15 protein-coding genes are annotated in these 11,900 nt (G+C 59.7%); 11 read left to right on the forward strand and 4 right to left on the reverse strand.

Annotation, left to right across the window (positions count from 1 at the left end; all coding sequences use genetic code 11):
• Position 1: 1 nt before the first annotated feature.
• The 3 genes from ABFY71_RS12325 to ABFY71_RS12335 are packed head-to-tail and all read right to left on the reverse strand — an operon-like array spanning position 2 to position 2,138.
• Entirely contained in the window at positions 2 to 382 is a 381-nt protein-coding gene (locus ABFY71_RS12325) for a hypothetical protein (RefSeq protein ID WP_347946290.1), read from the reverse strand.
• Positions 379 to 1,689 carry a recombinase family protein gene (locus ABFY71_RS12330; protein ID WP_347946291.1) on the reverse strand — a complete coding sequence of 437 codons (1,311 nt, stop codon included), beginning with the start codon at positions 1,687 to 1,689 and terminating at the stop codon, positions 379 to 381. The genes ABFY71_RS12325 and ABFY71_RS12330 overlap by 4 nt, the downstream gene beginning before the upstream one ends.
• The gene (locus ABFY71_RS12335) at positions 1,686 to 2,138 is read right to left on the reverse strand and encodes a DUF2924 domain-containing protein (RefSeq protein ID WP_347946293.1); all 453 of its coding nucleotides are present in this window, start codon (positions 2,136 to 2,138) and stop codon (positions 1,686 to 1,688) included. Before ABFY71_RS12335 ends, ABFY71_RS12330 begins: the two co-directional genes overlap by 4 nt.
• 498 nt (positions 2,139 to 2,636) lie before the next feature.
• On the opposite strand from ABFY71_RS12335, the gene ABFY71_RS12340 reads away from it, so the two are divergent.
• The 10 genes from ABFY71_RS12340 (at position 2,637) to ABFY71_RS12385 (ending at position 11,240) form a co-directional block, all read left to right on the forward strand.
• Positions 2,637 to 3,425, forward strand: coding sequence for a hypothetical protein (locus tag ABFY71_RS12340; protein WP_347946294.1), 789 nt, complete (start codon positions 2,637 to 2,639; stop codon positions 3,423 to 3,425).
• Positions 3,422 to 5,284 (forward strand): 7-cyano-7-deazaguanine synthase, encoded by a 1,863-nt coding sequence (locus tag ABFY71_RS12345; protein WP_347946295.1) that lies wholly within the window; start codon positions 3,422 to 3,424, stop codon positions 5,282 to 5,284. Before ABFY71_RS12340 ends, ABFY71_RS12345 begins: the two co-directional genes overlap by 4 nt.
• Positions 5,285 to 5,487: 203 nt before the next feature.
• Positions 5,488 to 5,697: a helix-turn-helix transcriptional regulator gene (locus tag ABFY71_RS12350; RefSeq protein WP_347946296.1), complete on the forward strand. Its 210-nt coding sequence runs from the start codon at positions 5,488 to 5,490 to the stop codon at positions 5,695 to 5,697.
• A 154-nt stretch (positions 5,698 to 5,851) separates the two neighbouring features.
• On the forward strand, positions 5,852 to 6,715 hold the full coding sequence (locus ABFY71_RS12355) for a bifunctional DNA primase/polymerase (RefSeq protein ID WP_347946298.1): 864 nt from the start codon (positions 5,852 to 5,854) through the stop codon (positions 6,713 to 6,715).
• The gene (locus tag ABFY71_RS12360; RefSeq protein ID WP_347946299.1) at positions 6,705 to 8,177 is read left to right on the forward strand and encodes a DNA primase family protein; all 1,473 of its coding nucleotides are present in this window, start codon (positions 6,705 to 6,707) and stop codon (positions 8,175 to 8,177) included. Before ABFY71_RS12355 ends, ABFY71_RS12360 begins: the two co-directional genes overlap by 11 nt.
• A 225-nt stretch (positions 8,178 to 8,402) precedes the next feature.
• Positions 8,403 to 8,603 carry a hypothetical protein gene (locus ABFY71_RS12365; protein WP_347946300.1) on the forward strand — a complete coding sequence of 67 codons (201 nt, stop codon included), beginning with the start codon at positions 8,403 to 8,405 and terminating at the stop codon, positions 8,601 to 8,603.
• The gene (locus ABFY71_RS12370; protein ID WP_347946301.1) at positions 8,596 to 8,976 is read left to right on the forward strand and encodes a DUF6362 family protein; all 381 of its coding nucleotides are present in this window, start codon (positions 8,596 to 8,598) and stop codon (positions 8,974 to 8,976) included. The genes ABFY71_RS12365 and ABFY71_RS12370 overlap by 8 nt, the downstream gene beginning before the upstream one ends.
• A gap of 133 nt (positions 8,977 to 9,109) precedes the next feature.
• A complete protein-coding gene (locus ABFY71_RS12375) occupies positions 9,110 to 9,514 on the forward strand; it encodes an HNH endonuclease (RefSeq protein WP_347946302.1) in 405 nt (134 codons plus the stop codon).
• Complete coding sequence (locus tag ABFY71_RS12380) at positions 9,511 to 11,007, forward strand: site-specific DNA-methyltransferase (protein ID WP_347946303.1); 1,497 nt, start codon at positions 9,511 to 9,513, stop codon at positions 11,005 to 11,007. The genes ABFY71_RS12375 and ABFY71_RS12380 overlap by 4 nt, the downstream gene beginning before the upstream one ends.
• Entirely contained in the window at positions 11,004 to 11,240 is a 237-nt protein-coding gene (locus tag ABFY71_RS12385; RefSeq protein WP_347946304.1) for a DUF7220 family protein, read from the forward strand. The genes ABFY71_RS12380 and ABFY71_RS12385 overlap by 4 nt, the downstream gene beginning before the upstream one ends.
• 16 nt (positions 11,241 to 11,256) lie before the next feature.
• Here the strand turns inward: ABFY71_RS12385 and ABFY71_RS12390 are convergent, their stop codons facing one another.
• A complete protein-coding gene (locus ABFY71_RS12390; protein WP_347946305.1) occupies positions 11,257 to 11,487 on the reverse strand; it encodes a hexameric tyrosine-coordinated heme protein in 231 nt (76 codons plus the stop codon).
• Positions 11,488 to 11,598: 111 nt separating this feature from the next.
• Here ABFY71_RS12390 and ABFY71_RS12395 point away from each other — a divergent pair, with 111 nt between their 5' ends.
• Entirely contained in the window at positions 11,599 to 11,850 is a 252-nt protein-coding gene (locus tag ABFY71_RS12395; protein ID WP_347946306.1) for a P27 family phage terminase small subunit, read from the forward strand.
• Positions 11,851 to 11,900: the final 50 nt, after the last annotated feature.

Consider the following 11,900-nt stretch of genomic DNA (forward strand, 5'->3'; position numbering starts at 1 on the left):
GTCAGCGGAACTTGTTGTGAACGAGCCATCCCGCCGGAAACGGCTCCAGCGCCCGTGCCAGCGTCACCTCCGGCGCCTGTGTCCCGTCCAGGATCGCCTCAACGATATCTGGCGCAAGCAATGTGAGGCGCAGGACGCGGCTCATGTAGGTCGGTGCAATGCCTTCGCGCGCGGCCAACTCGGCGATGGTGGTGAACTCGCCTGTTTCCAGCATCCGTTTCCAGCGGAATGCACGCGCCAACGCCTTGACCAGCGTGTTGTCCGTCCTTCGGTCTGGCCGGACGCCATGGGGAAGCTGCATCTCCTTGCGCCCGCCGCGCTTCACGATGCGAAACGGAACGTGGAGCGTCATGGTCTCGGGGATCGGCGGCTCGCGGGTCATGCGGCCGCCCCCATGTCTCCAGCCCGCATCTCGCGGGCGAGGCTCCCCAGACCATCCATGCGCAGCCGGACGTTGAGTCCATCCATGCCGATCTCGACGCGCTCGACCAGCAACGCCACAATGCGGGCCTGCTCGGCGGGGAACAGTTCGTCCCACAGCGGGTCCAGTTGCTGCAGAGCCGCGCGGGCGTCGGCCTCGGAGATGTCGTCGGCGTGGGTGCGCGCCGCCTTCCACGTGCCCGCCACGATCTCGGGCTGCCGGAACACAGCGCGGAGCTGGTCGATGACTGCGGCCTCTATCTCGCCCGCAGGCACGCGGCCGACCACGCATGACCCGGCACCATGCTTCAGCACCGTCTGGCTGACATAATAGCGGTAAAGCCGCCCACTCTTACGGGTGTGGGTCGGTGAGAACGCCGCCCCGTCTGGCCCGAACAGCAGCCCTTTCAGCAGCGCGGGCGTGTCGGCGCGGGTGCGGGCAGCGCGTTTGCGTGGGCTCTCCTGCAGAATGGCGTGAACCTTGTCCCACATTTCGCGGTCGATGATGGCGGCGTGCTCGCCAGGATAGCTGTCGCCCTTATGGACAGCCTCGCCGATGTAGGCGCGATTGTTCAGCAGTCTGTAAATGTACTTCTTGTCGATCCGGTTGTCGCGCGGCGTGCGGATGCCACGTGTGCCGACCTCCCGCGCCAATTCCGTGCAGGAGCCGATCTCGAGGAAGCTGGCGAAGATCCAGCGCACATGCGCGGCGCTTTCCTCGTCGACCAGCAGCTTTCGGTTCTCGACGCGATACCCAAAGGGCGGCACACCGCCCATCCACATCCCCTTCTTCCGGCTGGCGGCCACCTTGTCGCGGATGCGCTCGGCGGTCACCTCTCGCTCGAACTGGGCAAAGCTGAGCAGGATGTTCAGCGTCAGCCGCCCCATCGATGTCGTTGTGTTGAAGGACTGTGTGACTGAAACAAAAGTCACGCCGTTCCGGTCGAACACCTCGACCAGCTTCGAGAAATCCATTAGCGACCGCGACAGGCGGTCGATCTTGTACACCACGACCACATCAACCAATCCGTCTTCAACATCATCGAGCAACCGTTTCAGGCCGGGGCGGTCCAGCGTGCCCCCTGAGATGCCGCCGTCATCATATTGGTCGCGCACCAGCACCCAGCCCTCGGACCGCTGGCTGGCAATGTACGCCTCGCAGGCTTCGCGCTGGGCATGAAGCGAGTTAAACTCCTGCTCCAGACCCTCCTCTGAGGATTTGCGGGTGTAAACAGCGCAACGTAATTTACGGACGATGGGTTTGTTCATGCTGTCCTCCGGTGGTTTTTCAGTCCGAAGAAGACCCAGCCGTTCCAACGCGTGCCGGTGATGGCGCGGGCGATAGCCGACAACGACTGGTAGGGCCGCCCCTGCCATTCGAATCCGTCCTGCGTCACGGTGACTAATTGCTCGACGCCCTGCCATTCACGGATCAGCCGCGTGCCGACGATGGGTTTCAGATCGGCGCGGATGCGACTCTTCTTCCGGTCGCCGCCGTCGAGTTCCTCTCCAAGCCGCTCCAGCCGCCGGATCGTTTCTGGTTTCAGCCCTCCATAAACCAGCTCCTGGATTCGATAGGCTAGTCGGCTTTCCAAGAAGCGCCGGTTGAATGGCGGCGGCTCACTGTCAAAAAGCTCCCGCCACTGCTGCTTCAGTTCAGGCGTCGGGGTGGTCCTGAGCGCAGCCAATCGCGCAGGGATAGGATCATGCGTCGTCATGCGTTTCTCCGATGAGTTGGAGTTGCATGACGGCATTGGTCAGCCGGATAGTGAAGGCAATTTTCTCCAGTATCGTCAGATGCTTGCTCCCCCTCTCGCTTCCGCAGCCGGACCAACCCGAGCGCCAGCAGACCGCACAGTTCGGCGCGGCGCTCGGCGGGGGTCATCTGGTTAGCCGGGAGCGGATTGGGGCGTTTCATTGGAGCACCGGTAGAAGAGCGTTTCGAGAAGGAAAACGCTAAGCGGTCAGCCAATAAAAACAATCTAAAACAAATACTTATCAGGTTTCTGCGGGTTGCTTCGAAATCATTCATAGACGGCACAAGCGAACATCTTGCCTGACGCAAGCATTCTCGGTGTTAAACAAAGCCTTGAAAGCGAATCATGATCCGGGACAGAGTGAAAGTGTGCCTGTGCACGAGACGTCGGCCCGGCGGGAATATTTGATGGGAGCGCGTATTCCGGTTTCAATCACCGATAGATTCAAGGGACGATTTAATGGGGCATCAGCGCCTTGGAAAAATGCCGGCATACCGCCTTTTGCCCGAAATTGTACGGTACATTGTGGACGGTGGCATTCCAACCGAGGCGGTGGCCGACCAGATTACCGAATTTGGTCGGGAAGCACTGAAATCTGCTTTGAAAGACGATGTCTTCATTGAAGCGCTCTGGTTGCTGATCCGCTTGCCCCAAGCAGCTGCGACCAATAACGCACCAAGAGCACTAGCTGAAATCTGCATCGACGGCGCTACGCCCTCATCGGTCTCTGAAATCCTCTTTCAGTATGACCGTTCCGTGGAGCGGGTTCAGCGTCGGATCCACCAGGGGAGTACAGACCTCGGCGAGATTGCCCGCCGCGCTGGCCTTTCGGCGTTGGCAGAGGGAATGCAATCAAACCTACCATCTCTCTGGAACCCTGGCGCAGACGACGTGTGGGCTTCGCTCGTCAGTTTGCGGCGCACGGAGAATTTCGCCGCACTGGCCCATAGCTTTTACGCTAACTTTGTCGAGCGGGTGATCCATTACTTCGTGGATCGAAACCTCCACAATATGATTGGCCCGGGTCGAATTGCGCGTTCCGTCCATGACGTAGGGACGTTTGACAGTGCAGTCCGTCGCCATTGCAACGAGTCGGCCCTTATCATGCGAACATTTGCCCGGGACTGGCTGGGGAAGAACCACTATCGCGACGGCAAGGCGATTTCGCGCGCGGATACGCGGGCGTTTTCTTCCCATGCGGTTGAGAAAATCAGGATCGAACTCGCATTGCGGAAAGGAAAACCGTGAAGCAGCATCTGATCGAATGCGGTGTATCCGCCGCCTCTTGCGAGGAGGCGATTGCCATGAACGTCCATGGTCCGGGCAAGAACGTGAACCTCCGCATCGACTACATCAGCAGAACGATGCTCTCGAATTTACCCGACGTGCTGATCGATCTGCTGGAGGTCGCTGCATATGTCTACTGCGCTGATCAACGACTGGTTCGCGGATCGGAACAGCTTTCGAAGTTCGGCGAAAATTGGCGCAGGAGCCTCAGATTTTCGATCCCAGTGCGGGAACTGGAAGTCTGGCACGACCCTGAGGTTCAGTATGCACTGATCGACACGCTGGGGTTTCTTTCCGACGACAGCTATGCATTCGATTTTCGGCAGACTGAGACGCCGGTTCAGCCCAAGGAGCTGTATTTTCAAGATCTGATTGATCCTGCCAACGAGCACGACAGGGTAGCACTATTCTCCGGCGGCGTGGACTCGTTCGCCGGGGCCGTGACTGATCTAGTGGCTAAAGGTCAGTCCCTCACGTTGGTTGGACACTACTCGTCGACCAAGGTTCGATCGGTTCAGGAAGGCCTTATTGCTGACCTCAAGCGAAAGGGATTTGACCGGCACCTGTCCTACGTTCCTGTGTGGGTAAGCAACGAGGGCGTTCAAGCTCGCGAATTTACCCAGCGCACCCGCTCTTTCCTGTTTGCATGCTTAGGCTTCGTCGTAGCCGAAATGTCCGGCAAGGACGGCTTCAGTTTCTATGAAAACGGGGTGGTCAGTATCAACTTGCCGCTGGCGGGCGACGTTGTTGGTGGCAGAGCGACGCGGACAACCCACCCGAAAGTCCTGCGCGGGTTTGAGGACCTCTTTTCGCTGCTCGTGGAGCGCCGCATCCAGATCCGCACACCCCTTCAATGGTTGACCAAGAAGGAAGTGACGGAGAAAATCGCGGCGGCTGGGATGGCCGATCTGCTCAGTCAGACCGTCAGCTGTACGCGGCCTAGGAAATGGACCGAAAGTCAAAAGCACTGTGGTGTGTGCTCGCAGTGTATCGACAGACGTTTCGGAATCCTCGCGGCTGGGTTGGGCGAACACGAAGCATCAGATCGCTATATGTTAGACTTGCTTCTAGACGATCGGAGCGGACGCGACGACTTGCGCATGGCGCTAGCTTATGTGTCGTTGTTCAAGAAGATATCGGCAACACCGAAGGAGCGGTTCCTGGTGGACTTCCCGGAGATCGTTTCTGCGATCGGCCACTTCCCGGGCGTGCCGACCTCCGAGGCGGGAGATCTGCTGTTCGCTCTGTTTCAGCGCCACGCAAAATCCGTCGAAGAGGTGATCTTGTCGGCCGTCAGAGAACACAGCGCCGCCCTGTTCAGAAACGACCTGCCTGCGGCATCGCTCCTGGCTGCGTGCTACAATCGAGGTCACATCGAAATTGCTCCGCCGTCAAACTACGACGCTGACGCCAAGGCATTCATGGATCGGCTCTCTACATCAGTTCTGGAGTTCGCCTTCGACGACGATAAGAAGCGTGTTCATTTCAGGGGCGACTTGGCGCTGGAAGGTGCGAACTTCAAACTGATAGCCGCTCTGATTGCGGCCTTCAGAACGGCAAAGTCTCGACAGACCGAGGTTCCGTATCTTCCAGCGCCGGACCTGGCTCGGTGCCTCGGCGTTTCCGATCAGTCGATGCGTCAACAGCTGAGGCGGCTGCGCGAGGTCCTCGAACCTTTGAACGTGTCGATGGGGATCCCGATGGATCAGGATTCCTTCATTCAGACCAAGGAGCGTGCGGGCTATCGAATCAACCCGCAGTGCCGCGAGATTTTAATCGCGGATATTGTGGGCGGCGTTCTGTCGGCCAGCACCGACTAATGCGCCGGAGTCACGCGCATCGACGCGGCACGTCACAAACGCCCTGAAGCAGCCCCGATTTCTCGGGGCTTTTTCATTGCCAACGTCACAAGACAGATCCCACTTGATCATATCAGAACAAGCCTAACCCGTTGAAAATGCTCGCATGCCTAAGTGCTTCGGCGCTGTCGGATGTACCGAAACGCAATTTAACGGAGTCCAACATGTCACTCAGACATCTGAATCAGATTGATCTCGCGGATCGCTGGAATATCTCGCACCGCACGCTCGAGCGTTGGCGTTGGACCGGTGAGGGTCCTCGCTTCGTCAAGCTCGGTGGGCGAGTCGTTTATCGGCTCGAAGACATCGAGGCCTTTGAGTATGCGCAGATGCGCGAGAGCACGGCCGATCAGCCCGCCATCAAGTGCGCTTAAGGGGCCGGACATGAATACCCTTTTTGGCGGAGTTGCCCAACGGCGCGGTCCATATCGTCGCCAAGGCCCAGGTCGCGCGCTGTTGGCAACCGTGCTGGCTATCATTTTCCTGATCAGCCGCCTCGTCACGCGGACCAGGCGGCGGAGGTAAGCTATGGATACCGATGTCCTTCAGATCGCGCAGCACTATCTGAAATTGGGGTTATCCCTTCTGCCGCTGCATGCTCCTGTCCGGCGTGGTGACCGTCTTATCTGCTCCTGCGGCAAGGCGGATTGCCGCCAGCCGGGCAAACACCCGGTCGGCCAGTTGGTGCGGCGAGGTCTTCTGGACGCGAGCCGGGATCCGCAACAGATCGAACGTTGGTTCGCCGACGCCGCTTACAATATCGGTATCGCTACTGGCGCTGTATCGGGTGTCATAGCTGTCGATATTGACCCGCGCCATGACGGCGATGAGACGTTGCGCCAGCTCGAAGATCGCCACGGCGATCTTCCCCTTACCTGGCGGTTTCTCACCGGTGGTGGGGGTGAGCACATACTGTTTCGTCACCCCGGCGTAAAAATTGCCAACAGTGCCGGCTCCCTTGGCAGTGGGATCGATGTGCGTGGCGACGGCGGCTATATCGTGGCGCCCCCGTCAATCCACATTTGCGGTCGTCGTTACGCGATCTCCGTCGACCATCATCCCGACGACGTATCCTTGGCCGACCCTCCTGGTTGGCTGCTCGAGCGCATGGCCGGGCGCAAGCAGAGTGCCGGTAAAACGCGGCAGCCGCCCAGCGATTGGCGTAGGCATGCCGTCGAGATCCATGGTGAAGGTCAACGCAACGACGCCATCGCTCGCCTGACCGGTCATCTGCTGCGTGCCCGTGTCGATCCCCGCGTCTGCCTGACACTCATCATCGCCTGGAACCGTCTTCATTGCCTGCCGCCGCTCGATGACGATGAAGTCGTGGAAACGGTGTGCAGCATTGCCGCGCGCGAGATCGCCCGCCGGGAGCACCGCCATGTTGAATGATCCCCTCGACAAGCTCGCCACACTGAATCGGCCTGGCGCTTCGCTTGAGGATAAGCCGCGTCTGGACATCGGTTCGGACGTCGAGATCGCCGGGAGAGTGGGTGAGGATCTCGAGCGGGCGTTCAATAACATCGTTCACGCCGAAGGTGCCTTCTGGCGGTACGAGAAAACCCTGTGGCGCCCGATCCCCGATCATGAACTTAGGCTCGCCGTGCACGGGTACGACGGTGCCTACTTCAAATCTCCAGGCGATAAGACTTCCTGCGTCAAGCTTTCCAAATCGCGTATCGATTCCATCCTGTACGAGATGACCGCGCTACTGGCCGCCCCTGCCTTCTTTGCTGAAGCGCCGGTCGGCATTAATTGCGCCAGTGGCTTCATTCGTTTCGCCGCAGACGGCGTGCCGTCGCTGGAGCCTCATCACGGTGATCATCGGTGTCGCCATACACTGGCGGGCCGCTGGCGACCCGGATCAAACGAGGCGCTTCCGGCGCGCTCTTTGCTGTCACGGCTGCTCAGCGGTGTCTTTGCCGGGGACGCTGATGCCGAGGACAAGATACAGCTTCTGGCGGAAGTCGCGGGCTCGGCCGCTCTGGGTTACGCGACGAAACTGCGCCAGCCACGCGCCCTTATTCTCAAAGGCGAAACCGCCGAGAACGGCAAAAGCCAGATCCTCGATCTGATCCGCGGCATGCTTCCTGGATCGGCCATTGCATCGGTCACCGCCGGCCGCATGGGGGATGAACGCCATATCATCGGGCTCGTGGGCAAGCTGCTCAACGCCAGCGACGAATTATCTTCCTCATCAGCCATTGCCTCCGACACTTTCAAGGCGATCGTCACCGGCGAGCCGGTGCAAGGCCGAGACGTCTACAAATCCCGCATCGAGTTCCGTCCCCAGGCCCAGCATCTGTTTGCCACCAATACGCTGCCAGTGTTCCAGGGTGGCATGGATCGTGGGGTTCAGCGCCGTCTCCTCGTCATCAGTTTTAATCGGGTGATTCCCGCGGAGGAACGCATCGAGGCCATCGGCCAGCGCATCGGTCTGGAAGAGCCTGATCTTCTGCTCGGCTGGGCGATAGACGGTGCCACGCGGCTGCTCCGCCAGAAGCAGTTTACCACGCCTTCATCCAGCAAGAGCGCCATGAACGACTGGCTTTTTGGTGCTGACCCGGTGCTCGCCTGGCTGTCCGAGCGCGTTCGCAGCCGTCAGATTGTCGACCAGCGTCCACGCATTGCCACCCGCCATGCTTATGAACGGTTCCGCGAATGGGCGTTGGCCGAGGGATTTTCCGACCGGACGCTGCCGTCGATAAATGCGTTTGTTCAGCGCATCACCGCCAACGCCATCGGTATCGAGTACCGCCGATTTCGCGACGGACGCTTCTTCGTGGGCATGAGTGTGAGCCGTGCCGATGCTTTCAATTCGGACGCCTGTGACGCGGATGCGCCGCATGAATGACGCGCAAACCAGATCTAACCCATTGATTGTGCTCGCGTGTCGCAGTGGCGATAGAACATTTTCTTATACGCGCACGCCCACATGGGTAATAGTTCGCTGCCAAGTGCGTCACGCGAGCACAATCAACACCTTAGCCGGCATTTATGCGTCATCGCTGCGTCACCCTTGCGTCACACGCCCAAACTGCCTGCTTTCTGCTTCTTTCCCAAACCATGGAGACGGCTCATGAGGTGGACCCCCAGAGGCTATGGCGGGGCACGCCGCAACGGCGATGCTGTCAAACGGCAGGGATGGCGTGAACTCGGTTTGCTGGCCGTAGCGATTGACGATGAGCGGCTGACATGGCCGGAGCGCGAGCTGGTGCGTCAGCTTGGAGAAAAGCTCTATGGGACGGGACCCTCGGATCGGGGAGAGCACCATGGCTGACCGGACCTGGACCGCCGACGATGTTGCCGATCATTTCGAGGAGGCGTTCCGCACGCTGCGCAAGCTGCCGCCTGTCATGGCACAAGGCTACTTCAACGCCTGGCCGGAGATGGCGCGGACCCGCCACGAGATCGCTTTCATGAAGCCCGAGCCCATGGTGATCCGTCCTTCGGCCTCGGCCATTACCCGGCTAGAGCTAACGTTTGACTGGATACTCTGGATCGAGGAGGCTGAGCGTAAACTGGTCTGGAGGCGCGCGGCCCGTGTGCCCTGGAAGCTGATCAGCCATCAACATGGTTGCGATCGCACCACGGCGTGGCGACACTGGCAGCTGGCACTCACCAAGATTGCGGCCCGACTGAATGCCCAATGAGTCCAAAGTGTTGCAACACTTTTCCCTGCAACAAATACGGTCAAATCAGCTATAGTTTTGACTATGCTCGGAAGAGTAGCGCCCGCGACGGAGTTGATCCATCGCGGGCGTTGCTGTCTCCGGCGCAACCCTCATGGTCAACACCATTATCAAGATCAGGCTCATGCCCGTTCGTCCACCGATCCATCGCCCGGTTGGGCGGCGCGACAAGCCCGAGCAAGACCGCGACTACGCCCGCAACCGTGATCCAGTGGCCCGTGCTCTCTATAGCTCGAGACGCTGGCGGCGGGAGAGGCTCGTCTTCCTGCGCGCGCACCCACTGTGCCTTGACTGCGGTCACTACGGCATAATCCGTGCAGCAAACGTCGTCGACCACATCGACCCGCATCGCGGTGACGAGGCTGTATTTTGGGATAGCAGCCGCTGGCAGGCGCTGTGTGCCTCGTGCCATAGCCGCAAAACTGCAGGCAAAGACGGTGGGTTTGGCAACACGCTGCAACACTCGCCGATCACCGCCGCACCCCCCGGGGGCGGGTGAATGTCTACCGGGTACGCACTGGTGACCGGGGCCCAAGGAACACGCATCCGTGGCCAAAATGGCGATGGGGGGGTGCACAGACAAAATGGCTGTTCGAGATGAAGGATAATTGTGTGTCAGATATTCAAAGCGCGCCTGTTGATGTCGGCGCCGCCGAGCGCCGGTTGGCCGTGGAGTATCGTTCGCTCGAACGGCTGGTGCCCTATGCGCGCAATGCCCGCACGCACTCCGAAACACAGGTGGCAGAGATTGCGGGTTCGATCCGCGAGTTCGGTTTCACCAATCCGGTGCTGATCGCCGAGGACGGCACGCTGATCGCCGGCCACGGCAGGGTGCTGGCGGCGCGCACACTTGGCATGGAGACCGTGCCCGCAATCGTGTTGACGGGTCTTTCGGAAACACAGCGCCGAGCGCTGGTGCTTGCTGATAACCGCATCGCGATGAACGCCGGCTGGGACGAGGACGTGCTGGCGCTGGAATTGTCGGACCTGCAAGAGGCCGGCTTTGATCTAGGCCTCACCGGCTTCAACGACGACGAACTGCAAAACCTGCTCTACGGAAAACCGGGGGAGCAGGATGGTCTGAGCGAGGATGACGCCATTCCTGAGGTGCCGGCCACCCCGGTAACACGGCGCGGTGACCTCTGGCTGCTGGGCGACCATCGTCTGTTATGTGGCGATTCCACCGATGGTGCTGATGTCACCCGGCTGATGAATGGTGAGCGGGCCGCGTTGTTCGCGACTGACCCGCCTTACCTGGTGGATTATGACGGCACCAATCATTTGACCAAGAAAAAGGCTTCGCGGCCCGCGAATAAAATTGTCAGCCAGGACGTGGCGGAAGATTGCGTGGAACAAAAACACTGGGACGATTCCAGCCAGGGCCCGCAATTCTACGAGGCGTTCTGCAAGACGGCGATCGAACATGCGATTGCTGAAGATGTCGCTTGGTATTGCTGGCACGCCTCAAGGCGCCAACGCATGCTGGAAACCGTCTGGGACCAGTTTGATGTACTGCATCACCAGCAGATCATCTGGGCCAAATCCCGTCCAGTGCTGACGCGCTCGGTAATGTTGTGGGCGCATGAGCCGTGCATGTTCGGCTGGGTTCGCGGCAAAAAACCCCGCATCAACCGTGAAGGTTTTGAAAGCTGGCCCACCACGGTGTGGAATATCCCGTCGTCGGAAATCGAAACCCGCGAGCATCCGACGTCCAAGCCGGTGCGCGTATTCACATTGCCAATGCAGTTGCACACGCGTCCTGGCGACATCTGCTACGAACCGTTTTCCGGTTCAGGATCGCAACTGATCGCGGGCGAGAAAACCGGTCGGCGCGTTTACGGGCAGGAATTGTCGGAGGCCTTCTGCGACGTGGTGGTCAGGCGCTGGCAGGCCTTTACCGGCAAGGCGGCAACGCTCGATGGTGATGGCCGCAGCTTCGACGATATTGTTGTCGAGCGGGCTTCCGAAAGAAATAATGAGGCAAAGTCATGAGTAAGAAACAATCCCGCGGGATGTCACTGCTGGAATCGTTAACCAATGTGTTCGTCGGTTACGCTGTCGCCGTTTATGCGCAGATCGTGATTTTTCCGCTGTTCGGGCTCTCCACCACGATCGCTCAGAACATGGCAATGGGTGCGATCTTCACCGTGGTGTCGGTAGGCCGCAGCTATTGCTTGAGGCGGGTGTTTGAGGATTTCCGCTTGCTGGCGAACAGCCTAGATTGAACCGCCAGCAGGAGTGTCAGTCGCGCCAGTAATTGTTGGCGGCAGCCACTGTCTGGAAATGCGTCGCGATCACCTGCGATGACGCAATCAGCTGGGCGCTATCGTGGTCATAGGCCGCCCGCAGTTTGTCGCGTACCTCAGCCGATGGTTGGGTCACCTTGACGCCGACCCGTGCCAGTTTAGTAGCAAGATCAAAACCTTCCTGCGGTGTCGCCGTTTTGAGAGAGGCAAGCCAGATGTCGGCCATGGTGTTCTCCTTCTAGAAAATCGCAATGCAGAGCAACCGTACTGTAGCCGAGCCGGCAGCGAAAGCACCACACCTGCAGCGGGCTAGGTCTGCCGCACGAGGAGAACAGTCATGGCGGGCCGCAAGCCGCTGCCGACACATCTGAAGCTGGTCAAGGGCACCGCCCGGCCGCATCGCCTGAATAAAGCTGAGCCAAAGCCAATGGTGGCTACGCCCGAACCACCGGATCATCTCGAAGACGGAGCCAAGGCCAAGTTCAGATCCATGGCGCAGATGCTGGCAAGGCACGGTGTGATGACCGAGCTGGATACCGGTGCGCTCGCCCGCTACGTCGTCATCTGGCACCGATGGCTGGAGGGGTAATCCCCCCGTTTTTAACGGGGTTCTGCGGTAGAATTCACGCAGCCATTTTC

It is taken from the genome of Devosia alba (genome assembly GCF_039938915.1).
GTDB classification, from domain to species: Bacteria; Pseudomonadota; Alphaproteobacteria; order Rhizobiales; family Devosiaceae; genus Devosia; species Devosia alba.